At 73.5% G+C, this 24688-nt stretch carries 24 protein-coding genes and 4 pseudogenes; 10 read left to right on the top strand and 18 right to left on the bottom strand.

What is annotated here, in order from left to right:
* Positions 1-17: 17 nt before the first annotated feature.
* The 7 genes from ACFSL4_RS16350 to ACFSL4_RS16380 form a co-directional block, all read right to left on the bottom strand.
* Entirely contained in the window at positions 18-719 is a 702-nt protein-coding gene (locus ACFSL4_RS16350; protein ID WP_381083132.1) for a lysoplasmalogenase, read from the bottom strand.
* The gene (locus tag ACFSL4_RS16355) at positions 716-1612 is read right to left on the bottom strand and encodes a sterol desaturase family protein (RefSeq protein WP_381083134.1); all 897 of its coding nucleotides are present in this window, start codon (positions 1610-1612) and stop codon (positions 716-718) included. Before ACFSL4_RS16355 ends, ACFSL4_RS16350 begins: the two co-directional genes overlap by 4 nt.
* 99 nt (positions 1613-1711) lie before the next feature.
* Positions 1712-2422: a VIT1/CCC1 transporter family protein gene (locus ACFSL4_RS16360; protein ID WP_381083136.1), complete on the bottom strand. Its 711-nt coding sequence runs from the start codon at positions 2420-2422 to the stop codon at positions 1712-1714.
* A 76-nt stretch (positions 2423-2498) separates the two neighbouring features.
* Positions 2499-3725 (bottom strand): amidohydrolase family protein, encoded by a 1227-nt coding sequence (locus ACFSL4_RS16365; protein ID WP_381083138.1) that lies wholly within the window; start codon positions 3723-3725, stop codon positions 2499-2501.
* Entirely contained in the window at positions 3722-5005 is a 1284-nt protein-coding gene (locus tag ACFSL4_RS16370) for an amidohydrolase family protein (RefSeq protein WP_381083140.1), read from the bottom strand. Before ACFSL4_RS16370 ends, ACFSL4_RS16365 begins: the two co-directional genes overlap by 4 nt.
* 11 nt (positions 5006-5016) lie before the next feature.
* Positions 5017-5901 carry an SDR family NAD(P)-dependent oxidoreductase gene (locus ACFSL4_RS16375; protein WP_381083417.1) on the bottom strand — a complete coding sequence of 295 codons (885 nt, stop codon included), beginning with the start codon at positions 5899-5901 and terminating at the stop codon, positions 5017-5019.
* Entirely contained in the window at positions 5901-6698 is a 798-nt protein-coding gene (locus tag ACFSL4_RS16380; RefSeq protein WP_381083141.1) for an acetoacetate decarboxylase family protein, read from the bottom strand. Before ACFSL4_RS16380 ends, ACFSL4_RS16375 begins: the two co-directional genes overlap by 1 nt.
* Positions 6699-6798: 100 nt before the next feature.
* Between ACFSL4_RS16380 and ACFSL4_RS16385 the strand changes: the two genes are divergently transcribed.
* From ACFSL4_RS16385 to ACFSL4_RS16400, 4 genes are all read left to right on the top strand, one after another.
* Entirely contained in the window at positions 6799-7527 is a 729-nt protein-coding gene (locus ACFSL4_RS16385; RefSeq protein WP_381083143.1) for a TetR/AcrR family transcriptional regulator, read from the top strand.
* A gap of 114 nt (positions 7528-7641) precedes the next feature.
* The gene (locus ACFSL4_RS16390; protein WP_381083145.1) at positions 7642-8640 is read left to right on the top strand and encodes a DEDDh family exonuclease; all 999 of its coding nucleotides are present in this window, start codon (positions 7642-7644) and stop codon (positions 8638-8640) included.
* A 92-nt stretch (positions 8641-8732) separates the two neighbouring features.
* Complete coding sequence (locus ACFSL4_RS16395; RefSeq protein ID WP_381083147.1) at positions 8733-8966, top strand: hypothetical protein; 234 nt, start codon at positions 8733-8735, stop codon at positions 8964-8966.
* A gap of 47 nt (positions 8967-9013) precedes the next feature.
* Positions 9014-9805 (top strand): SURF1 family cytochrome oxidase biogenesis protein, encoded by a 792-nt coding sequence (locus ACFSL4_RS16400; RefSeq protein ID WP_381083149.1) that lies wholly within the window; start codon positions 9014-9016, stop codon positions 9803-9805.
* 271 nt (positions 9806-10076) lie between these two features.
* Here the strand turns inward: ACFSL4_RS16400 and ACFSL4_RS16405 are convergent, their stop codons facing one another.
* Together ACFSL4_RS16405 and ACFSL4_RS16410 are read right to left on the bottom strand one after the other, a co-directional pair.
* Positions 10077-10265 (bottom strand): YbdD/YjiX family protein, encoded by a 189-nt coding sequence (locus ACFSL4_RS16405; RefSeq protein WP_381083151.1) that lies wholly within the window; start codon positions 10263-10265, stop codon positions 10077-10079.
* Positions 10262-10837: pseudogene (locus tag ACFSL4_RS16410) on the bottom strand (carbon starvation CstA family protein); the annotation flags it as partial. The pseudogene ACFSL4_RS16410 and the gene ACFSL4_RS16405, both read right to left, overlap by 4 nt.
* 5 nt (positions 10838-10842) lie before the next feature.
* On the opposite strand from ACFSL4_RS16410, the pseudogene ACFSL4_RS16415 reads away from it, so the two are divergent.
* The 5 genes and pseudogenes from ACFSL4_RS16415 to ACFSL4_RS16435 all read left to right on the top strand — a co-directional run.
* Positions 10843-12402 (top strand): annotated as a pseudogene (locus tag ACFSL4_RS16415) (sodium:solute symporter family protein); the annotation flags it as partial.
* 90 nt (positions 12403-12492) lie between these two features.
* Positions 12493-12987: pseudogene (locus ACFSL4_RS16420) on the top strand (sigma-70 family RNA polymerase sigma factor); the annotation flags it as partial.
* Positions 12988-13049: 62 nt separating this feature from the next.
* Positions 13050-13280 (top strand): annotated as a pseudogene (locus ACFSL4_RS16425) (hypothetical protein); the annotation flags it as partial.
* A gap of 97 nt (positions 13281-13377) precedes the next feature.
* A complete protein-coding gene (locus ACFSL4_RS16430) occupies positions 13378-15159 on the top strand; it encodes a glycoside hydrolase family 15 protein (RefSeq protein WP_381083153.1) in 1782 nt (593 codons plus the stop codon).
* A gap of 5 nt (positions 15160-15164) precedes the next feature.
* A complete protein-coding gene (locus tag ACFSL4_RS16435; RefSeq protein WP_381083155.1) occupies positions 15165-15920 on the top strand; it encodes an SDR family oxidoreductase in 756 nt (251 codons plus the stop codon).
* A gap of 88 nt (positions 15921-16008) precedes the next feature.
* Here the strand turns inward: ACFSL4_RS16435 and amaP are convergent, their stop codons facing one another.
* From amaP to abc-f, 8 genes are all read right to left on the bottom strand, one after another.
* Positions 16009-16596: an alkaline shock response membrane anchor protein AmaP gene (gene amaP / locus ACFSL4_RS16440; protein ID WP_381083157.1), complete on the bottom strand. Its 588-nt coding sequence runs from the start codon at positions 16594-16596 to the stop codon at positions 16009-16011.
* Positions 16593-17258: a DUF6286 domain-containing protein gene (locus ACFSL4_RS16445; RefSeq protein ID WP_381083159.1), complete on the bottom strand. Its 666-nt coding sequence runs from the start codon at positions 17256-17258 to the stop codon at positions 16593-16595. The genes amaP and ACFSL4_RS16445 overlap by 4 nt, the downstream gene beginning before the upstream one ends.
* On the bottom strand, positions 17255-17689 hold the full coding sequence (locus ACFSL4_RS16450; RefSeq protein ID WP_381083161.1) for an Asp23/Gls24 family envelope stress response protein: 435 nt from the start codon (positions 17687-17689) through the stop codon (positions 17255-17257). The genes ACFSL4_RS16445 and ACFSL4_RS16450 overlap by 4 nt, the downstream gene beginning before the upstream one ends.
* Positions 17690-17692: 3 nt before the next feature.
* The gene (locus ACFSL4_RS16455) at positions 17693-17878 is read right to left on the bottom strand and encodes a hypothetical protein (RefSeq protein ID WP_381083163.1); all 186 of its coding nucleotides are present in this window, start codon (positions 17876-17878) and stop codon (positions 17693-17695) included.
* Positions 17879-17913: 35 nt separating this feature from the next.
* Complete coding sequence (locus ACFSL4_RS16460) at positions 17914-18390, bottom strand: Asp23/Gls24 family envelope stress response protein (protein ID WP_381083165.1); 477 nt, start codon at positions 18388-18390, stop codon at positions 17914-17916.
* Between the two features lie 854 nt (positions 18391-19244).
* Positions 19245-20036, bottom strand: coding sequence for an enoyl-CoA hydratase/isomerase family protein (locus tag ACFSL4_RS16465; RefSeq protein ID WP_381083167.1), 792 nt, complete (start codon positions 20034-20036; stop codon positions 19245-19247).
* A gap of 166 nt (positions 20037-20202) precedes the next feature.
* A complete protein-coding gene (locus ACFSL4_RS16470; RefSeq protein ID WP_043439149.1) occupies positions 20203-20424 on the bottom strand; it encodes a helix-turn-helix domain-containing protein in 222 nt (73 codons plus the stop codon).
* 372 nt (positions 20425-20796) lie between these two features.
* A complete protein-coding gene (gene abc-f, locus ACFSL4_RS16475; RefSeq protein ID WP_381083170.1) occupies positions 20797-22395 on the bottom strand; it encodes a ribosomal protection-like ABC-F family protein in 1599 nt (532 codons plus the stop codon).
* A gap of 250 nt (positions 22396-22645) precedes the next feature.
* Here abc-f and ACFSL4_RS16480 point away from each other — a divergent pair, with 250 nt between their 5' ends.
* Positions 22646-23059 carry a VOC family protein gene (locus ACFSL4_RS16480; RefSeq protein ID WP_381083172.1) on the top strand — a complete coding sequence of 138 codons (414 nt, stop codon included), beginning with the start codon at positions 22646-22648 and terminating at the stop codon, positions 23057-23059.
* A 7-nt stretch (positions 23060-23066) separates the two neighbouring features.
* Here the strand turns inward: ACFSL4_RS16480 and ACFSL4_RS16485 are convergent, their stop codons facing one another.
* Positions 23067-24554 (bottom strand): hypothetical protein, encoded by a 1488-nt coding sequence (locus tag ACFSL4_RS16485; protein ID WP_381083174.1) that lies wholly within the window; start codon positions 24552-24554, stop codon positions 23067-23069.
* Positions 24555-24688: the final 134 nt, after the last annotated feature.

Genomic DNA, 24688 nt, shown 5'->3' on the forward strand with positions numbered 1-24688 from the left:
ACTGCCGTCCGGGCTTCTCACCGCCCCGTCGGGCGGTGGACGGGCTCGCCGTGCCGTACGCCGTCGGCGGCTCCCGTCGCCGGTTCCCGTCGCCCGTCGAGGGCGCCCCGCACCAGCAGCGTCTGCGCGGCCGCGTAGGTGGCCATGACCCAGAAGTCCGGTCGCGGGAGCTGCGGCCAGTCGGCGACGCCGGTGGCGATGAGGGTGTCGGAGAGCATGAACAGCGCACCGCCCGCGCCCGCGACGGGTCCGAGCCGGGTGGCGCCGTACGCCATGGCGGTCAGCAGCAGGCTGTAGCCGGCGACGGGGACGCGCAGACCGGCCGGGAGCCCGGGCCACAGCAGGGCGACGAGGACGACGAGGGCGACGCCGTAGGCGGCGGCGAGCCGTGCGCGCTGCGGGCCCGGCGCGCCGTACCGCCGGAAGAGGAGGAGATAGCAGACGTGCCCCGCGGCGAAGGAGGCCATGCCCGCGAGGAAGGCGGCGTCGGCGTGGGACATCAGCAGGAGGTCGCCGCCCCACCCGAGCAGCAGGGCCGCGATCAGGAGGCGCGGACCGCCGCGCACGCGCGCGTGGAGGACGAGCAGGGGCATCAGGAGTGGCTTGGCCAGGACGTGCCCCGGGTGGTAGCCGGCGGCCAGGGACCCGAGGTCGACGGCGGCGGCCGCCCCGAACGCGAGGAACGTCACGCGCGCGAGGCGCTCGCGCAGGGGGCTCATGCGGCAGGCTCCTCGACGGCCGGTGCCGTGGCGACGGCCGCGGCCGGTGCCGGTGCCGGTGCCGGTGCCGGCTCCCAGCCTGGCCCGCGGAACACCCGCCCGGCCCGCTCGCGCCAACCGCGCGCCGCCCTGACGTCCTTGGCGATGGCCACGTACTCGTGCGTGGCGACCCTCAGCGGGTTGTGCGTGGTGATGTTCTTGGTGAGCCCGTACACCGGCCGCTCCGTCTCGGGGACGAAGGATCCGAAGAGCCGGTCCCAGACGATGAGGATGCCGCCGAAGTTCCGGTCCAGGTAACCGCCCTGGGACGCGTGGTGCACCCGGTGGTGCGACGGCGTGTTGAAGACGGCCTCGAACCACCGGGGCATCGTGTCGATGCGCTCGGTGTGGATCCAGAACTGGTAGACGAGGCTCGTGGAGGAGCAGAACGCCAGCGCGGCCGGGTGTACGCCGAGGGCGACCAGGGGGACGTAGAAGGGCCAGCCGGTGAGGGACGTCCAGGGCTGGCGCAGCGCGGTGCTCAGGTTGAACTTGCGGCTGGAGTGATGCACGACGTGGCATGCCCACAGGATCCGGATGACGTGGTGCCCGCGGTGGGACCAGTAGTAGAAGAAGTCCTGCCCGAGAAGCATCAGCGGGACCGTCCACCACAGCACGGGCACGCGCAGCGGCGTGAGCCCGTAGACCGCGTCGTAGACCAGGACGATCGGGATCTTCCACAGGAAGTCGAAGAAGAGGCTGCCGAGCCCCATGCTGATGCTGGTCGCGGCGTCCTTGGCGTCGTATCCCTCCGCGTCCTCGTCGGGATGGATCCGGTAGCTCACCGCCTCGATCACGGTGAGCAGCACGAAGGCGGGTATCGACCACAGCACGACATCGGGCAGGTTCGGCATGGATGAACCGTAGGGCCGCCGGGCCGCTGAGGCTAGAGGTTGTTACCGACAAGTATGGCCGGGGCGGGGGCGCGTTCGGTGGTCTCCGCCCATGGACGGCTAGACCCCGGTCGCGCCCAGCAGCGCGCCCGCCGCGTACGTCACCGCCATCGCCAGCGCCCCGCCGGCCACGTTCCGCAGCACGGCCCGCCCCGGCTCGGCCGCTCCCAGGCTCGCGCTGGTCCAGCCGGTGACCACGAGCGCGGCCAGGACGGACACCACGGTCACCGGGATCCGCCAGCCCGTCGGGGGCAGCACGATCGCCAGCAGCGGCAGCAGGGCGCCCACCGTGAACGCCAGGAAGCTCGCCCACGCCGCGTGCCACGGGTTGGTCAGCTCGTCGGGGTTGATGCCGAGTTCCACGCGCGCGTGGGCGCGCAGCGCGTCCCGCTCCGTGAGCTGGACCGCCGCCTCGCGGGCCACCTCCCGCGACAGGCCGCGCTCCCGGAGCAGCTGGGTCAGCTCCTCCAGCTCCGCCTCCGGCTGCTCCCTCAGCTCCCATCTCTCCAGGGCCAGCGCCGCCTTCTCCGAGTCGCGCTGGGTGGAGACCGAGACGTACTCGCCGACCGCCATGGACATGGATCCGGCCAGCAGCCCGGCCAGACCGGCCGTCAGCAGGGCCGAGCGGTCCGTCGTCGCGCCTGCGACGCCGACCACGAGGCCCGCGGTGGAGACAATGCCGTCGTTGGCGCCGAGGACCGCGGCCCGCAGCCAGTTCAGCCGGGTGCCGAGATCGCCGCCGTGGGGCTCGGGGTGCATGGGTTTCGTCACAGGGTGAGGATGGCATCCCGGGTGCGCCCTCCGGCGCACCGCCCCTGGCCGCCGGGCCGGACCGGTGCGCCGCCCGTCACCAGACCCGTACCCGGCCTCCCCAGGCGAACACGGGACTCGTCGCGTCCCCCGGCGGCTCGGTCAGGGGTTCGGCGGTCCCCGCCACCGTGGGGCCCACCCTGGCGGCGATCGGGTCCAGGAGGGCCGGGTCGAAGCCGTACAGCCGGGCCGCGTTGCCGCCGACCATCGCCGCCACCTCCTCACGCGGCACGCCGGCGTAGGCGGCTCTGAGGGCCTCCCGTGTGTAGGGGTGGGTCCCCTCGTCGTGCGGGTAGTCGCTCCCCCACATGATCTTGCCGAGGCCGATGCGGTCGCGCAGCGGCACCTCGTGCGGACGCATGAAGCTCGCGCCGACGAAGCAGTTGGAGCGCCACACCTCCGAAGGGCGCTTGCCCATCGAAGCCGCCAGGCCCGCGCCGAACCTCGACTCCGCCGTCGACGCCTTCGTGCCGGCCGCGACCAGCCGGCCGTGGTAGTAGTCCAGCATGTCGAGCACGCCGGGGATCCAGCCCGAGCCCTGCTCGGTCAGCACCAGTTTCAGCCCGGGATGACGGTGGAAGGCCCCGCCGAAGACCAGGTGCCACAGGGCGCGGTGGGAGAACCACGTCGTCTCGACCATGAAGACCGCACGTGCGGCCGGTTCGTCCCCCAGGGGCGGCGACGCCGAGCCCGCGTGGTGGTTGACGGGTACCTCCAGTTCCTCGCACACCCCCCAGATCGGGTCGTAGGCACGGGAGTGGAGCTCGGGCAGGCCCGAGCCCGGCGGCGTGCCGGGGAGCAGCAGACCGCCGCGCAGGCCCGCCGCCACCGCCCACCGGATCTCCCTCACCGCCTCCTGGACGTCGTTGAGGAGGATCTGGAAGACGCCCGCCCGGCGGCCGGGAGCCGCCGAACAGAAGTCCGCCAGCCAGCGGTTGTGCGCCCGCAGGCCCGCCCAGCGCCGCTCGAACTCCTCCCGCGTGGGTGTCGGGGCCATCAGCGAGCCGGACGGGAAGAACGGCGGGATCGTGTTCGGGAAGACGACCTCCGCGACGATCCCGTCCGCCTCCAGCTCCGCGAGGCGCCGGTCCGAGTTCCAGTTCCGGTCGGCGGTGTCGGCGAGCAGGTCCTCGTGCGGGTTGACGTACGAGGCCGCCCACGTGTCGAAGTCGTCGTGGTACCGCGACTCCAGGTAGGGCCGGTAGTCCAGGAGGTCCGCGCCCGCGTGGCAGTCCGCGGAGATCACGGTGTACCGCTCGTTCACGGGGTCGCCCCCAGCGCCGGGAAGTCCTCGCCGGTCAGCCAGTGGCGGCCCACTTCGCGCGAGCGGGCCCACGAGGCCTCCACGGCGGCCTGGTCGTCGCTCTGGCCGAGGTCCGCCGGGGTCGGGCCGATGCGCCGGGCCAGCGGGGTCAGCCGCTCCACGTCGAAGCCGAAGACCTCCGCCGCCGCCAGCCCGAGCATGCGGCGCGTCTCGCCCACCGGGATGTCGTGGAAGGTGCGCCTCAGCCAGGCGCGCGTGTCGGGCCAGGTGCCCTCGGGGTGCGGGAAGTCGCTGCCCCAGAGGATGTTGTCCACGCCGATCTCGTACCGCTGGGCCAGTTCGCGCCGTTTGGTGTTGGTGGCGCAGACGAAGACCTGCCGGTCCAGGTACTCGTGGGGCGGCCGCTTCAGCTCGGCGAAGGGGGAGAGTTTCTTGCCGCCGTGCGCGCCCAGGTAGAGGCGGTCCATGAACCAGAGCAGGTTCGGCAGCCACCAGCAGCCCGACTCCGCCACGCCGAACCTCAGCCCCGGGTGCCGTTCGAACACCCCGGACCACAGCAGGAACCAGAGCGGGCGCGTCGGCCACCAGGTGACTTCGGAGACGTAGATGCCCAGGTGGTCCCCGTACTCGTGCCGCGGCGCGGCCCCGGAGTGGGTGAGGACGGGCATCCCGCACTCGGCCGCCGCGGCCCACACCGGGTCGTAACGGCGGTCGTGGTAGGGCTCCTTGCCGGCCCACATGGAGGGGATCATCAGCGCCCCGAGACCGGACTCCCTGGCGCGGTGCACCTCCGCGACGACGCGGCCGGTCTCCGCCGTGAGGGGCAGCAAGGCCACCCCGCAGTGCCGCTCGGGGTGCTCGGACACGAAGTCCGCGAGCCAGCGGTTGTGCGCCTGCGCGCCCGCCATGCCCAGCTCGGGGTCCTGGTCGCCGGAGAGGCCGAGGCCCACGCCGAAGGGCGCGGCCGTGCGGCTGTCCACCGCGTCGGCGTCGGGGAAGACCACCTCGGCGGCCACCCCGTCGCCGTCCAGTTCCTTGAGGCGCCGCGCGGTGTCCCATCCTCCGCGCAGCCCCTCCTCGTTGTCCTGGAACCACCGGGCGGCGAACGCCTCGTTGCGGATGCCGAGCCGGGTCATCTCCTCGCGGCGGCGGTCGCGCCCCGCGAGGAACTCGTCGAAGTCCCGGTGGAAACGAGTTTCCAGGTAGGGCCGGTACTCCTCGGTGGGCAGCCCGGCGTGGCAGTCGGAGGAGATGATCAGGTACGGGTCGTGGTCGGTCACGGCGGCCCCTGTCAGTCGAGGATGAAGCGTTCGAGGTACGACGGGTTCGCGCGGTCGAGCATGGAGCGCGCCCGCGCCCGGATCTGTGCGTCGCTGTGCTCGCTGCCGGGCAGCAGCCAGAAGCGGTCCGCGCGGATGCCGTCCACGACCAGCCCGGCGACCTCCTCGACGGGTGTGAACCGCACCTCGTTCCCCGCCGCCCTCATGGCGGACTCCCACTGCGCGAGGCTGCGGTACGGGGTCCTGCGGGGCTTCTGCTTGGCGTACCGGGCGGGCCGGTTGCGGTGCGACTCCCACAGTCCGGTGCGCAGCATGTGCGGGCCCGGGAAGAGCACGGAGGCGCCCACGCGCGCGTGCTCGGCCCTCAGGTGCGCGTACAGGGACTCGGTCATCGTCACGACGGCCGCCTTGGTGACGGCGTACACGGAGGCGGTGGGCAGCGGCGCGATGCCGCCGTCGCCCGACGAGGTGTTGACGACGTGACCGGCCTGCCCGCCCGCGAGCATCCGCGGTACGAACGCCTGGACGCCGTGGAGGACGCCCCACACGTTCACCGCGAAGGCCCACGCCCAGTCGTTCGGGTCGTGCTCCCACATGCGGCCCTCGGCGCCCGAGCCGACACCCGCGTTGTTGCAGAGCACATGGACGGCGCCGAACCGCTCGTACACGTCGTCGGCGAGGGCCAGCACCTCGGCGCGCTCCCCGACGTCGACCACGCGCGCGTGCACGGTGCCGCCCTCCTCGCGCAGCAGGGACGCCGCCTTCTCCAGGGCGCCCTCCTCCACGTCCGCGAGGACGACCCGCAGCCCCTCGGCGGCGAACCGCCGCGCCATCGCGAGGCCGATGCCGCTCGCCGCGCCGGTGACGACGGCGACCTGTCCGGCGCTCAGCTCCATCACGCGCTCCCCTCGGGCAGTCCGTCGTGTACCTGCTGCGGGTCGTCGTAGCGCTGGTGGGCGTAGGGCAGCAGGGCCTCGGCGCTGACCCGTTCGACGACCTTGCCGCGCTGGTCGCTGGTCTTCTCGCCGATGGTGATCTCGACGAGCCGGCGCACGGGGAGGTCCGCGACGGGGTCGTACGCCGACTCGCGCAGGACGACGTCCCCGGTGATCCGTTCCAGCCTGCGCACCGTCTCGCGGCGTACGCAGTGCACGAGGACGGGGCCGGCGTCGAAGCCGGAGCCGTCCACCGCCGGGAGGAACTTGAAGTAGAAGTCGGTCTTCGGGCGGGGTTCCGGCACCGGCAGGTCACCGCTCACCGTGCCGCGCACCTCCACGAACGCGACGCCGTGCCGGGCCAGCGAGGCACGGACGACGGGGCCGTCGCGCTCGACCGTCACCTCGCCGAGCTTCTTCGGCTCCCCGAAGACCTCGCGGCCGCCGGTCAGGGCCCGCTCGTGGGTCATCGGCATGACCAACGGGTACCAGCCCCCGACGCCGCCGTGCGCCGCGGCGACCGCGAAGGAGCCCGCGCCCAGCGGGTATCCCGGCAGCTCGACCGTGCTGATGTTCACCCGTACCAGGGGCCGCCCGGTGGGTTCGAGCGGTGGCGGCAGCACCGCCGCCACCGCGTCCGGGTCGCTCTCCCAGACGGCCACCACGCCCGTGGACCAGATGTCGGGGAGCTCCGCCCGTGCGGTGCGTGCCGCGGCGATCTCCGCCTCGGTGCGCGCGCCGTAGCGCACTCGTGCCATGTCGTACCGCCCTTCTTCTGATGGGCCGTCACCTGTAACACAGTTACAGCACTCCTCGTGCGGGGTAAACAGGGCTGCACGGGCGGACCTCGGGGGGATCATGGCGAGAGCGGCACTCACGCGGGACGAGGTCCTGGACGCCGCCGCGGACCTGGTGAGGCGGCACGGTCCGGAATTGCTCACCATGCGCGGGCTCGCGGCCCGGCTGGGTACCGCCGTCACATCGATCTACTGGCACGTCGGCAACCGCGAGTCCCTGCTCGACGCGCTCGTCGAGCGGACGGTCTCCGACCTCGGCGAGATCCGGCCGTCGGGGCGCACGCCCGCACAGCGGATCGTGTCCGTCGCGCGGGCCCTGCGCCGCCAACTGCTCGACCGCCCCCACCTCATCGCGATGGTCCACGAACGGGGTCTGACGGAGCGCATGTTCCTGCCGGCCCAGCAGTCCCTGGTGCGCGAGGCGCACGCGGCCGGACTGCGCGGCGCCCGGGCCGCGGACCTCGTACGGGCCGTGCAGTTCCAGGTAGTCGGCCACGTCCTGGTCGAGCGCAACCGCGAGCGTGCCCCCGCGCAGCACCCCGGCGAGCAGGAGCTGTGGGACGCGGCGTCCGCCGGGGACGATCCCGCGCTGGCCCAAGCGCTGGCCGGTCCGCCGGACCTGGAACGGCTGTTCGTCACCTCCGTGGAGGCGTTGACGCGATCCCTGCTGGCATCCGCGGACGCGCCCGGCGGACGACCGGCGGACGACCGGCGGACGGAGGTGCCGAAAGCCCCACGGGCGTCCATCCCGGACAGGCGGCCGACAAGGCGGCGTCCGGGCGGGCGGTGAACTCCCGCGGCACACCGCCCGGTTGTGCGCGCCCCCGCGCGAGCGTGACGCGGTCCGGCTCCCGGGTGCGGGTGCGCGCGGGAGTGTCAGACGCGGCCCGTATCCTCAGTGACCATGCTCGAAGACCGTACGACCGCAGCGGCCCCGGCCGCCTGGCCGGCCGCGTACCCGGAGGGGTACGCGGTCGTCGACGTGGAGACCACCGGCCTGGCCCGGGACGACCGGATCATCTCTGCCGCCGTCTACCGGCTGGACGCGCGCGGCGAGGTCGAGGACCACTGGTACACGCTGGTCAACCCGGAGCGCGACCCGGGCCCCGTGTGGATCCACGGTCTCACGAGCGAGGCGCTGGAAGGGGCGCCGCTGTTCCGGGACATCGCCGGGGAGTTCGCCGACCGGCTCGACGGCCGTGTCCTCGTCGCGCACAACGCGGTCTTCGACTGGTCGATGATCGCCCGGGAGTACGCGCGCGCGCAGAGCGAGGCGCCGGTCCGCCAGCGGCTGTGCACCATCGCGCTCTCCAAGGAGCTGGGCCTGCCACTGGCCAACCACAAGCTGGAGACGCTGGCCGCGCACTTCGGCGTCGTCCAGCGTCGGGCCCACCACGCGCTGGACGACGCGCGTGTGCTGGCCGAGGCGTTCCGGCCGAGTCTGCACGCGGCGGCGCGCGGGGGCCTGCGGCTGCCGCTGCTGGAGTGCCGCCCGCTGGTCGAGTGGTCCGCCTCCCCTGCGATCGGCCGGCAGTCCTCCCCGGCCTACCATCCGGGCAGTTGGCGTCCCTCCCGCAAGCGGCCCGCCTGCCCCTACCCCAACCCGGGGCGGTACGAAGAGGGCAAGCGCCTCAAGCAGGGTATGCGGGTCGCGTTCTCCGGCGACACCTCCGTCGACCGCGAGCTGCTGGAGGACCGGGCGGTCGAGGCCGGGCTGCACGTCGCGACGAGCCTGTCCCGGCTGACCAGTCTCCTCGTCACCAACGATCCGGACTCGGGCACCTCCAAGGTGGTCAAGGCGCGGCAGTACGGGACGCCGGTGGTGGACGAGGCGGCGTTCGGGCAGTTGCTGCGCGACGTCGAGCCCGCGGCGGGCGGCGCGGCGCCCGCCGCGAAGGAGTGAAGGACGGCGGTTGACCGACGTACGGGTGATTGCCGCGCGACTCGCCCGGCGCCCGCTCGCCCGCGCCGCGCCGACGGCCCACCCTGTGGCGCATGGCGAGATGTGAAGTATGTGGCAATGACTACGGAATGACCTTCGAGGTGCACGCGCAGGGCGCGGTGCACGTCTTCGACTGTTTCTCCTGCGCCATCCACCGGATGGCACCCATCTGCGAACACTGTCGCGTCCAGATCATCGGGCAGGGTGTCGAGGTCGACGGCCACTTCTACTGCGGGGCGCACTGCTCCCGGGCGGAGGGAAAGGCGGGAATCGTCGACCACGCCTGAAGGGCCCCTGTGCGGGCGCCCCACGTCCCGAGAGGTACGGTCGTGGGGTGTACCGCTTCCTGTTGTCCCGGCAGTGGGTGATCCTCACCCTTGTCGCCCTCGCCCTCATCCCGACGATGATCGAGCTGGGCTTCTGGCAGCTGCACCGCCACGAGCACAGGGTCGCGCTGAACAAGGTGATCGCCGACTCTCTTGCGGCGAAGCCGGTGCCCGCCGAGTCGCTCACCTCCCCCGGAGCGACGGTCGCGCACCGGGACCTGTACCGGCGGGTGACGGCCAGGGGGACCTTCGACACCACGCACGAGGTCGTGGTGCGCCGCCGCACCAACGCGGACGGCGAGGTCGGCTATCACGTCCTGACCCCCTTCGTCCTCGACGACGGCAAGGTCCTCACGGTCAACCGCGGCTGGGTCCCCGCGGGCACCGCACAGACCTCGTTCCCCAGGATCCCGGCGCCCGTGCCCGGCGAGGTCACCATCACGGGCCGGCTGATGCCGGACGAGACGACCGCGGGCAGCGGCATCAAGAACGTGCGGGGCCTGCCGGACCGCCAGGTCATGCTGATCGACAGCGGGCAGGAGGCCGAGCTCCTCGGCGGCAGGCAGGTCCTCGGCGGCTATGTCGAGCTGACCTCGCCCGCCCCCAAGGGCGGCAGCCCCGAGCTGCTGCCCGACCCCGAGCACGGCGACATCGGGCCGCATCTGGCCTACGCCATCCAGTGGTGGCTGTTCTCGGCGGGCGTCCCGGTCGGCTGGGCCGTCCTGGCCCGCCGGGAGGCCCGCGACCGCGCCGCAGCGGCGAAGCGGCCGAGCCAGGAGCCGGCACCGGCCACGGCCTGAGCTCCGTCGGCAGCGCCGGTGCGGACGCCGACCGGGCGGACGCCGACCGGACAGACACCGGCCGCACCGGACGCCACACCGAACGGCACCCGACCGAGCAGGCGCCCACCGAACCGGACGCCGACCGGACAGACACCGGCCGCACCGGACGCCACACCGAACGGCACCCGACCGAGCAGGCGCCGAGCAAGCCGGGCGCCGGCCGGGCGGGGCGGGTGTGTCGTCGTTCTGCCGGTGCGGCGCGCCCTCGCCGCGTTCGGTGCCGCGCGCGTCAGCAGCAGCGGCTTTGCGGATGGGTCTCCCGGTGCCGTGTGCGCAGCACCTCGTACTCGCGACGGGTCGGCACCGGCGCGTGCGGATGGCGGCGCCGGTGGTGTTCGCAGTACCGGTCGTACTCCGCCTCCCCCGTCAGCTCGCGCAGGTACCAGCGCACGGCCCGCGCCCACGTCCGGGCGCTCATGAGGGTGCCCCCACCAACGGGCCGCCGGCCTGCTCGGGCACGTCGATGCGGGACTCGACGTACGGCGCCTCGGTGGTCGGCGGCGGCACCGGGGAGCGCAGCGTCCGGACGCACACCACCGCGGCGTTGCCGATCACGACGGCGACCAGCAGCAGGAACAGCGTGATCAGCACGCCGTCGACGGTGGAGTTGGTGACCACGGTGTGCATGTCGTCGAGGGTCTTGGCGGGCGGCAGGACCGTGCCGGCCTCGATGCCGTCGGCGTACCGCGCACGCTGGGCGAAGAAGCCGATCTTCGGGTCGTCGGAGAAGATCTTCTGCCAGCCGGCGGTGAAGGTGATCGCGACCACCCAGGCCAGCGGGAGACCGGTGACCCAGGCCCAGCGCAGCCGTCCGGACTTGACGAGGATGGCGGTGGACACGGCGAGGGCGATCGCGGCGAGCAGCTGGTTGGCGATGCCGAAGAGCGGGAAGAGCTGGTTGATCCCGCCGAGCGGGTCGGTGGCCCCGGTGTAGAGGAAGTATCCCCAGGCGGCCACGACGAGACCGCTGCACAGCCAGATGCCCGGCTTGGCCCATGGCCGACAGCGCCATGACAGCGACGTTCCTCGCCGTGACCGGCGGAGCGTCGCTGCTCGCCGTCACCGCACGCCGGCTGCGCCCCAGCCACCGGCTGCCCTCCCTGGACGGCTGGGCCCTCGCCGACCGGAGCCTCGGCCCCGTGTGGACCTGGATGCTGCTCGGCGGCACGGTCTTCACCGCGTACACGTTCGCCGCCGTACCCGGACTCGCCTACGGCACCGGCGCGCCCGCCTTCTTCGCGGTGCCGTACACCGTGATCGTCTCCCCGCTCGCGTTCGTGCTGCTGTCCCGCCTGTGGTCCGTGGCCCGCCGGCACGGCTACGTCACCGCCGCCGACTTCGTGCGCGGCCGGTACGGGTCACCGCCCCTGGCCCTGGTGGTCGCGCTGACCGGGATCCTCGCGACCATGCCCTACCTGGCCCTGCAGCTGCTCGGCATCCGGGCGGTGCTGACGGCCGGCGGCGTCTACCCGCGGGGCGCGACCGGCGACCTGGTGATGGTGGCGCTCTTCGCGGGGCTCGCGGTGGCGACGTACCGGCACGGCCTGCGGGCGCCCGCCGTCATTTCCGCGCTCAAGGCGGTGGCCGTGTTCGTCTCGCTGACCGCCGTCTGCTGGCTGCTCCTGCACCGGCTCGGGGGCCCCGGTCCGGTCTTCGACGGCACGGCACGGCGGCTCGGCGGGACGGACACCGCGCACTCCCCGCTGCTCCTCTCCCCCGCCCAGCAGCCGGCCTACGCCACCCTCGCCCTCGGCTCCGCGCTGGCCCTGCTGATGTACCCGCACGTGCTGACCGCCGGCTTCGCCGCCGACGGTCCGCGCACCCTGCGCAAGGTCTGCGTGGCGCTTCCCGCCTGGACCGGGCTTCTCGCACTCTTCGGCTTCCTCGGTGTCGCGGCCCTCGCGACGGGGGTCCGGGCCCCGGAGGGCGGGGCCGAGGCCGCCGTGCCCATGCTGGTGGACCGGCTGATGCCGGGGCCGCTGGCCGGGCTGGTGTTCGGCGCGATCACCGTGGGGGCGCTGGTCCCCGCGGCCGTGATGTCCATCGCGGCCGCCACGAGATTCGTGCGGAACGTCTACGTCGAGTACGTCCACCCGACGGCCACGCCCAAGCGGCAGGTGCGCATCGCCAAAGCGGTGTCCCTCACCGCGAAGGCGGGCGCGGTGGCGTTCGTGTTCGGGCTGCGCGACCAGGACGCCATCAACCTCCACCTGCTCGGCGGGGTCTGGATCCTGCAGATCTTCCCGGCGGTGGCCGTGGGGCTGTTCACCGGGTGGCTGCACCCGCGGGCCCTGCTCGCCGGATGGGGCGTGGGCATGACGGCAGGAACGTTCCTGGTCGTACGGGAGGGATTCTCGTCGATCGTGCCCCTCACCACCGCACAGCCGCCCCTGGAGATCTACGCGGGGCTCGCGGCCCTGCTCCTGAGCCTGACCGTCGCCGTGGCCGGGACTGCGGCCCTCGAACGCCTCGGTGTCCCGCGCAGCGCCGACGCGACCGACCTACCGTCGCGCCTGACCGCCAGGCGGCGCCCCGAGACCGGAGCGAACAACCCGTGGAGACGCAGACACAGCCCGCCCGCCACGCTGCCGCAGGAGCCGTTCGTCCCGCAGCCCGCAGGCCCCGCCGAGCCCCTCGCCCCCGCGGTGGGCGACCCGGCAGAGCTGGAACGCGAGGCCGCCCTGGCCCGGCTGTTCGAGCTGCACTACGCCTCCATGCTGCGCCTCGCCGTGCTGCTCGGCGCGGACGACCCGGAGAACGTGGTCGCCGAGGCGTACTACCAGATCTACCGAAGGTGGCGGAGGCTGCGGGACACGGAGGCGGCGGAGGCGTATCTGCGCTCCACCGTCTGCAATCTGACGCGTATGCGCATACGCCACCTGCAGGTCGCCCGCAAGCACGTCGAGCACCTCGAACACCTTGAGAAGCCGGCCGACGACGTCGTCGCCTCGGCCGAGAGCACCGCACTCCACCGCGACGACCAGCGCGTGCTGATCGACGCCCTCCAGCAACTGCCGGCCCGGCAGCGCGAGGCACTGGTACTGCGGCACTGGCTCGGGTTGAAGGAGAGCCAGATCGCCGCGGCGATGGGGATCTCCTGCGGCTCCGTCAAGACCCACACGGCACGCGGCATCGCCGCCCTGACGCAGGCCATGGAGGCCCGGCGACGAACGACACCAGCCCGGACCGGACCGAGCGGGAGCTGCGCGAGGCCCTCGCCGCGCTGGCGGACGGGGTACGCGCCGCCCCCGACGCCTATCGCACCGCACGCGGCGAATGGCTGCGCCGCGAGCGCCGGCGCCGGCTCGTCCTCGCCGTGCTCATCGCGGTCGTCTTCACCCTGGCCGTGCTGATCGGACTGTGGGTCCTCAACCGGGCCCCGGCGGACCCCGGCGTGATCTTCTCCCGCGCCGACGGCGGCACCGGCGTGTCCTGGGCACTCGGGCGGGCCACAACCTGGGGGTACGCCGACCGGGCCACCGCCGCCTCGCGCCCGGTTCGACGCCCGGCTCGCCGGGAACCCGCACCCCGTGCACCCGCGCATCGAGGACTACGCGCTCATCGGCGACCGGCAGACGGCCGCGCTGGTCGGCCTCGACGGCTCGATCGACTGGCTGTGTCTGCCCCGCTTCGACTCGGCCGCCTGCTTCGCCCGGCTGCTCGGCACCGAGGACCACGGCCACTGGAGGATCGCGCCCGACGGGGCCGACGCGTGCACCCGCCGCGCCTACCGCCCCGACACCCTCGTCCTGGACTCCGAGTGGGACACCCCGGACGGCAGGATCCGCCTCACCGACTTCATGCCCCAGCGCGACCGCGCCCCCGACCTGGTCCGCGTCGTCGAGGGTCTCGACGGCCGCGTCACCCTGCACGGCAGCATCCGGCTGCGGTTCGACTACGGCTCGATCGTGCCGTGGCTGCGCCGGGCCGAGGGCCACCACGTGGCGGTCGCGGGTCCCGACTCGGTGTGGCTGCGCAGCCTGCCCCGGGTGCGCACCTGGGGCGAGGACTTCGTCACCCACTGCGAGTTCACGGTCGGGCAGGGCGAGAAGGTCGCCTTCGTCCTCACCTGGCATCCCTCGCACGAGCCGCGTCCGCCCTTCATCGATCCGTTCGAGGCGCTGGACGGCAGCGTCGCGGACTGGCGGGCGTGGGCGGCGCGCTGCCGTTACCGCGGCCCGCACCGGGACGCCGTCATGCGCTCCCTGATCGTCCTCAAGGCCCTCACCTACACACCCACCGGAGGCATCGTCGCCGCCCCCACCACCTCGCTCCCGGAGGTGCCGGGCGGCGTGCGCAACTGGGACTACCGCTACAGCTGGCTGCGCGACTCGACGCTCACCCTGAAGGCGCTGCTGGCGGCCGGCTACCACGAGGAGGCGGAGGCATGGCGCGACTGGCTGCTGCGCGCGGTCGCCGGCGACCCGGCGGACCTGCAGGTCATGTACGGCCTGTCCGGCGAGCGTCGGCTGCCCGAGTACGAGCTGGCCTGGCTGCCCGGCCTCCAGGGCTCGGCCCCGGTCAGGGTCGGCAACGAGGCCGTGAAGCAGCTGCAACTCGACGTGTACGGCGAGGTCATCGACTCGCTCTCGCTGGCGCGTAGTTCGGGGCTGCCGGTCAAACCGCACATGTGGCAGGTGCAGTGCGCGCTGATGGAGTTCCTGCGGTCGGCCTGGCGGCAGCCGGACGAGGGGGTGTGGGAGGTGCGCGGCACGCGCCGCCACTTCGTGTACTCGAAGGTCATGGCCTGGGTGGCCGCCGACCGTACCGTCCGCGCCCTGGAGGCGGACCCGCGGCTCGAAGGCGATCCGGAGCGCTGGCGGGCCATGCGCGAGGAGGTGCACCGGGAGGTGTGCGAGCGCGGCTTCGACCCCGAGCGGAACACGTTCACGCAGTACTACGGTTCCCGCGGTCTCGACGCCGCGCTGCTGCTGATCCCCCACGTCGGCTTCCTGCCGCCGGACGATCCGCGCGTCATCGGCACCGTCGACGCGGTGCGGTCGGAACTGGCCTGCGACGGCCTCCTGCGCCGGTACTCCACGGACGGCTCGGTGGACTCGCTGCCCGGAAGGGAGGGCTCCTTCATCGTCTGCTCGTTCTGGCTCGCGGACGCCCTGCACCTCACCGGCCGCACGGACGAGGCCCGTGAGCTGTTCGAACGCCTGGTGGGACTCGGCAACGACGTCGGTCTGCTCTCCGAGGAGTACGACCCGGCCTCCGGCCGTCTGCTCGGCAACTTCCCGCAGGCGTTCAGCCATCTCGGCCTGGTGGCCGGCGCCCTCGACCTTTTCGGGGACGGGACGGCAGGATAGGGAGCATGGATCTTGGACTGAAGGACCGCGTGTACGTCGTCACCGGCGCCACGCGCGGGCTGGGCAACGCGGCAGCGCGGGAACTCGTCGCCGACGGTGCGAAGGTGGTGGTCACGGGCCGGGACGAGAAGCGGGCCGCCGAGGCCGCGGCCGGACTGGGCGCGAACGCGGCGGGCGTGGTCGCCGACAACGCCGACCCCGCGGCGCCGGCCCGGCTCATCGCCACCGCGCGCGAGCACTTCGGCGGCTTCGACGGCGTCCTCATCAGCGTCGGCGGCCCGCCGCCCGGCCATGTCGCCGACAACACGGACGAGCAGTGGACGGCGGCCTTCGAGTCGGTCTTCCTCGGCGCGGTGCGGCTCGCCCGCGCGGCCGCCGCGGAACTGCCGGAGGGCGGTGTCATCGGCCTCGTGCTGTCCAGCTCCGTGCACGAGCCGATCCCGGGACTGACCATCTCCAACGGTCTGCGACCCGGACTCGCGGGCTTCGCCAAGTCCCTCGCGAGCGAGCTGGGCCCGCGCGGCATCCGCGTCGTCGGGCTGCTCCCCGGCCGCATCGACACGGACCGGGTCCGTGAGCTGGACGCCCTGTCCGCCGACCCTGAGGCGACGCGCGCGGCCGCCGAGGCCCGCATCCCGCTGCGCCGCTACGGCACCCCGGAGGAGTTCGGCCGCACGGCGGCGTTCCTGCTGTCCCCCGCGGCGTCGTACCTGACGGGCATCATGCTGCCGGTGGACGGCGGCGCCCGGCACGGCTTCTGACGCCCGGGTCCACGCCGGCGCAAGGGCATCGGCGGCGTGGACCGGTCGCGCGTACGGGCATCGGCGGCGTGGACCGGTGGCCCGGGCGTCAGCTCACTCGCTCCGGCCGGTGCCCGACAGCACGCAGTCGCACCTCCGCGGGCAGCACGGCCAGCCCGGCGGAGTCGCGGGCGTGGGCAAGCGCCTCGGTGGTCAGGCGGCGCAGCGCGTCACCGGGGTCCACGTGCGGTTCCAGCAGGAGCCGCACCCTCGCCTCGGGTGCGCTGCGCCGCCCCGACAGCAGCACATGCGCCCGCTCGACGCCGTCCAACCGCTCCGCCTCACCGGCGAGTACGTCCTCCAGGGCCCGGCCGCGCAACAGGGCGCCCTCGCCGTCGCCGGTGTCGACGAGGATCTCCGCGAGCCGGTGCCGGCGCAGGATCGCCGACAGCCACCACAGTGCGAGCAGCACGAGGACGACGAGCCCGGCCAGGACCGCCGGCCACCACCAGCCCTGGTCCCGCCACCGGGTGCGCTCGGCGTCGCTCAGCAGGACGTCGTGCGGTCCCCGGTGGATCCACCACGAGGGCGGTGCGGCGCCCAGGCCGACGGCCAGCACGGAGCCGCCGAGGAGGAGCAACACCACTCCGGCCAGCCCTGTCAGCACCCGGTTGACGATCCGCAGCACCGCGCTCACCCCCTCCGCCCGGGCCGCCGCACGTGCACCGACAGCGCGGGCGGCCGGGCGAGCCCGAGGCCCCGTACGGCGTCGGCGAGCACGGTGTCCAGGTCGGCGCGTACGTCGTCGAGTTCCCGGAAATGCGACACCGCCCGCACATCCGCGCGGGTGCGCCCGAGACGGATCCGCACGGACTGCACCCCGGAGACCTCCATGGCCCGGTCACGCAGCACCAGGACCGCGGCCTCACGGTGCAGCCCCGCCCGAACGTCCGCGTGCGCCGGGCGCATCCGCAGCACACGCCGCAGTCCCGGTGTCGCGGCGAGCACCAGCAGCCACAGGCCGAGGGCCGTCACCGCACCCGCCCCGACGAGCACCCGGGTGTCGTCGAGGGAAAGCCCGGCGAGCCGGTGGGCGAGGGCCGGGCGCCAGCGCATGGCGGGCCGGTGGGCGCGGACGGCCGCGATGTCGTACAGGAAGAGGCCGGCCGAGATCAGGACGAGCACCGCGAGGACGCCCGCGGGAACCCGCCGCACGGACCAGAACCGGCGGCCCCCGCCGTCCGCTCCGGAAGCCGCCCCGTAGGCCGCCGCCGACGAGAGCTGCCCGGGTCCGCCGTCCGCGGTCTTTTCGAGGACCGGGAGCCGCTGGGTGCTCTCGTGGCCCTGGGACTCGCTCATTGCGTCCTCCCGTGTGCCGGTGCGAGATGCAGCCGCTCCACCCGGACGGCCACCTCGTACACGTCCATCCCCGTCAGAGCGCCTACCCGCTCGGCGACCCGGCGACGCACCGCACGGCACCGGCCGCCGATGTCGCAGGGGTAGTCGAGTTCGACGACGACGCGGACGTTCGCCGTTTCGGCCGGGGGCTCCCCCGCTCGCGGGGGGCCGGGGGCCGGGGACCGCACGACGACCGTGGCCTGCGGCGAAGCGGCGTCCGGGGACAGCGGGCCGAGTGCCTCCCGTGCCGCCTGCGCGGCGACCTTGGTGACGACCCGGTCGGCGATCCGGGTGGCGCCGCGCTCGGCCGGCGCGACGACGGCCGGCCCGGCGACGGAAGCCGCCCGTCCGGCCTGGTCCGTCTGCCGATGCTCACCGGCGGAGCCGGGCACGGGTCACCGCCGCCCGCCGTCGCGGGGACGGAAGAAGTCTCCCAGGTCCAGGTCCCCCTCCAGGAAGCGGCCGACGACGAAGCCGACGGCACCGAGGGCGGCCACCAGCAGGAAGGCACCGAATCCGCCGAAGTACCCGGCGAAGCCCAGCGCCATTCCGGCGATCATGCCGATCACGGCCAATCTCATGCTGCGCTCCTCACCTTGCCCTCTCCCTCGTCCGGCTACTGGAGCCGCGGCTCCGGCTCCTCCTCTTCCTCCGGCAGCTTGACGTCGATGACCGCGATGTTGACCTCGACGACCTCCAGTCCTGTCATGCGCTCGACGGACGCGACGACGTTCTCGCGCACGGCGCGGGCGACGTCGGCGATGGACACGCCGTACTCGACGACGATCTCCAGGTCGAGCGCGGTCTGCACCTCGCCGACCTCGGCCTTCACCCCGCGGGCGGCGGCCCGTGATCCGCCGGGCACGCGGTCGCGCACGGCGCCGAAGGTGCGGCTGAGGCCGCTGCCCAGGGCATACACGCCCAGCACCTCACGCGCCGCGAGCCCGGCGATCTTCTCCACCACACCGTCGGCGATGGTCGTCCGTCCCCGGGTCGCCGGGTGGCCGCCGCCCCGCCGGGTGGGCCTGATGCGCGTCTGCGTGGCCTCCGTCGCGCCCGCGGAGGCCGTCTCCGGCCGGTTCGTCTCGGTCATCACCGCACGCCCTCTCGGTCGTCCTCCTTCACCCACAGTAAGGGGGTTCCACCGTGCTGCGCCCGGCATGCGACAGGCCGGAGAAACGGCGGAGCGCTCGCCGTGGGTGGCCCGGCCACCGCGCGCAACCGCCCGCGGGCGGTTGAGACACCCCCGCCGACGGTGCCGTCCCGCCGAGTGCGCCGCGGATCAGTGCCGGCCTCGCGGTGGTGGCGGATCCCCCGTTCGGGGCGCCGGACCGCTCCCGGCGACGCGGCCCGTCTGCGCGTGGTCCTGGTGCCCCGGCAGGTGACGTCTGCCCGTCGGGGAGCGGCGTCGTGAGGGCACCGCCCGCGCGAGCGGAGCCGGGAGTGGGGGAGCGTGCTCTGGGCGTGCCGGCCGGAAGTCCTCGTACCGGACGCACTCGGGTTTTCAGCCGGTGCGGCGAGTGGGGGTGCCCCCTGCTCGAAGAGCCCGGGGGAGCGTGCCGGCGTCGCGACGGGGCGAACGTCGCCTGCCGGGGCACCAGCGACGGCGGCGACGCAGCGGCTCGGCCTGACCGTCGCGGGAGGGACCCGCGGGGGACGGAAAGCCGACCGCGGCGGCGGGTCCCGGCCCGCGGCGGACGGGACCCGCCGACGGACCGGACCGGTGCCGGGCGTGGCATCCGGTTGCCGTCCTGGCGGCACGAGCCGGGCGGTGGGCGCGAGGAACGGCATGGCGGCACGGCCCTGCCGCGCCGCCCTGTCCGGGTGGACCGTCGGTCGCGGCGGGTGCCGGCGAGCACGGGACCTGGTCCCGGGTTGTACGGGCCGGGATGACGCGGGACCCTGCCGGGCCCCCGTCGGCCGCCGTGCTGTGACGGCCGTCGAACCCTAGTCGCCGACCCCGGCCAGATCACGCAGCCGGCGCGCCTGGGCGGCCCGCTCCGCGGCCCGCTGGTCCTCGTAGGACCGTCCCTGCGCCCCACGCAGCAGTGCCTTGGTCTCGACCACCGCGTCCCGGGGCGCCGCGAGCAGCGCGGAGGCCAGGTCCCGTACGGCGTCGTCGAGCTGCTCACGGGCCACGGCGAGGTTCGCGAGCCCCGTGGCCACGGCCTCCTCGGCCGCCACGAAGCGGCCCGTCGCGCAGATCTCCAGCGCACGGGCGTAGCCGACCAGGTCCACCAGCGGATGCGTGCCCGTGAGGTCCGGTACGAGGCCCAGACCGGTCTCGCGCATGGCGAACTGCACGTCGTCCGCGACGACGCGCAGGTCACAGGCGAGGGCGAGCTGGAAGCCCGCGCCGACCGCGTGGCCCTGCACGGCGGCGATGGACACGATGTCGTTGCGCCTCCACCAGGTGAACGCCTCCTGGTACTCGGCGATGGTCGCGTCCAGTTCGGCGTCGCTGCTGCGCGCGAGGTCGACGAAGGTCGGTTCGCCCTCGATTCCCTCGGGGGTGAACATCTGCCGGTCGAGCCCGGCAGAGAACGACTTGCCCTCGGCACGCAGCACGACCACGCGAACGGAACCGGGCAGCGCGCGCCCGGCCTCCGTGAGTGTGCGCCACAGAGCGGGGCTCTGGACGTTCCGCTTGGCCGGGTTGGTCAACGTCACCGTGGCGATCGCCTCGTCGACGGTGAGCCGTACGCCGTCCTTGTCGAGTACTGGGTCGAGCGAAGCCATGGGGCGCCTCCGATGGGTGCGGTCAGGAGAGGATGCCATGCAACGGCATCCATAAGTGACTGCACAGTAACCACCCGGCCGGATGGGGGCACCCCCCAGGCCCCTTGAGGCACTGGGGGACCGACCGGCCGGATGGCCACCACCGAAGCCGATGGGGCGCCCGGCGTCAGGCCGACGGGGCCTTCTTGCCCCGAGTCGCCCCGCCACGCCCTCGGAGCGTGACGCCCGACTCGCTGAGCATCCGGTGAACGAAGCCATACGAGCGGCCGGTCTCCTCGGCCAGCGCCCGGATGCTCGCACCGGAGTCGTACTTCTTCTTCAGGTCTGCCGCGAGCTTGTCGCGCGCGGCGCCGGTCACCCGGCTGCCCTTCTTCAGAGTCTCGGCCACCCGTGCCTCCTCATGGGAAGTGCGCTCTGGTCTCCTCATGATCACCCCTCGAAGGCGTGATGGCCACCCATTCGGCAAGGTCCGTGAGACATGGTTGTGACGACAGGAGTGCATCCCCACAAGCGGAATCTTGAATTCCGCCTGGTGGCATCGGTACGCCCGAACAGGTTCATCCGGGAAGCGCCAGGTCAGCGGCGCGCGGCGGGCAAAGCCCCGGGACGACGGGGTCCGGCCGCCGATTCGGTGCAGGACACACCCGGGTACGAGGAGATCTCACACAGATGATGGATCACGCGTCGGCCGAATGATCCATACGCGGGGATCAACCATTCGGTCAAACGGCGCTGACCGCCTCCGGCGCCGCGGCCGGGCTCAGGCGAGGGCCACGAGGTCCTGGTAGTCGGCGCCCCACAGGTCCTCGACGCCGTCGGGCAGCAGGATGATGCGCTCCGGCTGGAGCGCCTCGACCGCGCCCTCGTCGTGCGTGACCAGGACGACCGCGCCCGTGTAGGTGCGCAGGGCACCGAGGATCTCCTCACGGCTGGCCGGGTCGAGGTTGTTCGTCGGCTCGTCGAGGAGCAGCACGTTCGCGGAGGAGACGACGAGGGTGGCGAGGGCGAGACGGGTCTTCTCGCCGCCGGAGAGGACACCGGCGGGCTTGTCGACGTCGTCACCGGAGAACAGGAAGGACCCGAGCACCTTGCGGACCTCGACGAGGTCCATGTCGGGCGCGGCGGAGCGCATGTTCTCCAGAACCGTGCGGTCCGGGTCGAGGGTCTCGTGCTCCTGGGCGTAGTAGCCGACCTTGAGACCGTGCCCGGGGACGACGGCGCCCGTGTCCGGCTGCTCGACCCCCGCGAGGAGCCGCAGCAAAGTGGTCTTGCCGGCGCCGTTGAGGCCGAGGATGACGACCCTCGATCCCCTGTCGATGGCCAGGTCGACGTCGGTGAAGATCTCCAGCGAGCCGTACGACTTCGACAGGCCCTCGGCCATCAGCGGGGTCTTGCCGCAGGGCGCGGGCTCCGGGAAGCGGAGCCTGGCCACCTTGTCGGACCGGCGCGCCTCCTCCAGGCCGGCCAGCAGTTTCTCGGCGCGGCGGGCCATGTTCTGCGCGGCGACCGTCTTGGTGGCCTTGGCGCGCATCTTGTCGGCCTGCGCGTTGAGCGCGGCCGCCTTCTTCTCGGTGTTGGCGCGCTCGCGCTTGCGGCGCTTCTCGTCGGCCTCGCGCTGCTGCTGGTAGAGCTTCCAGCTCATGTTGTAGATGTCGATCGTGGCGCGGTTGGCGTCCAGGTAGAACACCTTGTTGACGACCGTGTCGACCAGGTCGACGTCGTGGGAGATGACGATGAAGCCACCGCGGTAGGTCTTCAGGTAGTCGCGCAGCCAGGTGATCGAATCGGCGTCGAGGTGGTTCGTCGGCTCGTCGAGCAGCAGGGTGTCCGCGTCGGAGAACAGGATGCGGGCCAGTTCGATGCGGCGGCGCTGACCGCCGGAGAGCGTGTGCAGCGGCTGGCCGAGCACCCGGTCGGGCAGGTTGAGGGCGGCGGCGATGGTGGCGGCCTCAGCCTCGGCGGCGTACCCGCCCTTGGTGAGGAACTCGGTCTCCTGGCGCTCGTACTGCTTGAGGGCCTTCTCGCGGGTGGCGCCCTGGCCGGTGGCGATGCGCTGCTCGTTCTCGCGCATCTTGCGGATCAGCACGTCGAGGCCGCGCGCGGAGAGGACGCGGTCGCGGGCGAGCACGTCCAGGTCACCGGTGCGGGGGTCCTGCGGGAGGTACCCCACCTCGCCGGAGCGGGTGACGGTGCCCCCGGCGGGGATGCCCTCGCCCGCGAGGACCTTGGTGAGGGTGGTCTTGCCGGCGCCGTTGCGGCCGACCAGGCCGATGCGGTCGCCCTTGGCGACGCGGAAGGTGGCGTTCTCGATGAGGATGCGCGCACCGGCGCGCAGCTCGATACCGGATGCGGAGATCACGGACAGACTCCAGGGCGGGAGGGTGGCGGGATGGGCGGCTGAGGACGTTCCCGCCGTCTAATGCGCGAGGAGAAAGGCCATGGACCCCAGTCTAACGGGGCGGCGCAAGCGCTTTTCGCCGGTGCGGACGTTCGGCGCCGTGATGCTCCCCGCCCCGCCCCGCGACCGGCTCGGGGTCACTGTCAGTGGCCGGTGCGAGACTGGGCGCAGGCCGTGATTGCGGCAGGGACACCAGAGAGGAGTGATCACGATGGCGGGCATGGACGGGAGGCGTCCGAGCATCTGCCCGACGCTGCTGTACACCGACGCGAAGGCGGCGCTCAAGCAGCTCACGGAGGCGTTCGGCTTCACGGAGCTGTCGGTGTACGAGGACGAGAACGGCTCGGTGCTGCACGCCGAGCTGGTGCAGGGCAACGGCGCGGTGATGCTCGGTTCCAAGGGCCGGGGCGGTGCCTTCGACGAGGCCATGAAGGGCGCGGGCCCGTGCGGGGTGTACGTCGCCGTGGACGATGTCGACGCGCACCACCGGCGTGCCGTGGAGCACGGCGCGGACATCCTGATGCCCCCGACGGACCAGGAGTACGGCTCGCGGGACTACATGGCCCGTGACGCCGAGGGCAACATCTGGAACTTCGGTACCTACGCCCCGGACACAGCCGTCTGACGGGCGGTCAGCTTCCGCCGGTGTGGACCTGGAAGGCGGCGCGGCGCACGGCCTTGGCGAGCGCGGGGTCCGGGTGGGCGGCGGCGAGCGCGACCAGCACCTGCACGGTGCGGGGGTGCCCGACGCCCCGCACCTCGTCCAGGAGCGCGGGCACGGTGGGCTGCACCGCCGACTCCAGATGGCGCACGAGGAGCGGGGCCTCGCCGTGGTCGGCGACGGCCGCGGCGGTGTCGACCCACAGCCACGTGGCCTCTTCCCGGGTCAGCACCTCGTGGGCGTCCTCCGGGTCTGCGCCGTCGTGCTCGGCGAGCCAGAGCAGGGCGTAGGGGCGCAGCGGGGTCTCCTTCGCGGCGGCGCGCACATCGGGCTCGGCGGGGGCCCCGACCACCCGCAGCGCCTCGAAGGCCAGGCCGCGCAGGAGGGCGTCCTCGCCGCGGGCGGCGTCCAGGAGTTCGGTCACGGCGCTGCCGACGGTGCGGGCGGCGAGCCAGGCGCGGTACTCGGCGCGGGCCGCGTTCGGGCGGAGCCGGGCGCAGCCGCGGAGCATGTCCTCCGCGTTCTGCTCGATGTTCCCGGCGGGACTCTGCGCGGCGACGCAGATCTGCTCCAGCTTGACCCAGACCGCCCAGCTGCCGAGCGGGGTCAGGGTGGCCTGTCCGTCCCCGTAGACGAGGGCGCCCACGGAGGCCAGCGCGCGCAGGGCCCAGTCGAGCAGAGGGGCGAGGGGCGTGTCCTCTGCGGGGCCCTGGTCCGGCCTCGACACGGGGCCGCCATCGGTGGGGGCGGCATCGGTGACAGCGGCGCCCGTGAAGGCGGCAGGGGGCGCCTCGTCGTGGGGGCCGTCGGCGACGGCCGGGGCGAGGGGGATCTCGCAGCGTTCGGTGCGCAGTTCGGTGACCCGCTGCTCCAGGAGGTCGAGGAGCTGCTCGACCGGGACGGGCCCCGCGGACAACTGCAGGAAGGAGAGCACTTGAGGCATGGCCGAGACGACCTCGGCCACTGCGGCGTGCTCATGGTCCGCGGGCTCGGGACAGGCGAGCGACCAGGCGTCGAAGAGGGCGACCCAGCCGCGCAGCACGGCGGAGTCGTCGCGGTTCCAGGCGCGCAGCCGCCAGCCGGGGCGGGCGCTGTCGCCGTGCACCTCGACGAGGCCGGCCAGGCGGGCGGTGTCCCAGTCGGCGCGGACCTGAGCGACGGTCAGGCCGAGTTCACCGGCCGCCCGTTCGGCGGTGGTGTCGGAGAGGGTGCCCTTGCCGTCGGGGGCCGCGCCGTCACGTCCGGGCCGGAGCGCGGTGTCGGCCCAGCGGGCGAGACGGGCCGCGTCGGCCAGTCGGGCGCGGGCCATGGCGGCCAGTTCCGCGGGCGGGGGTGTGCCCTCGGGCGGCCGGGGGGCGGGGCGGCGCGAGCGGCGCTGGGTCACCGCTCGGGGAGCGTCGGCCAGGGGCCGCGGGCGGACGAGTCGGAGCCTGGAGTCGCGCGGGTTACGGGACGTCACGGGTGCAGTCTTCCGGTTGACGGTCCGAAAACCCAAACGGAATGTCACGACGGACGACAGGGCCGGCCAAGGGAGGGGTTCCGAGAGGGATCGCGGCAGGCGCGAGGGCTTGTCCGGCGGGATAAGCGGAAGGC

Origin of the sequence: Streptomyces caeni (assembly GCF_042678285.1) — a bacterium.
GTDB lineage: Bacteria > Actinomycetota > Actinomycetes > Streptomycetales > Streptomycetaceae > Streptomyces > Streptomyces caeni.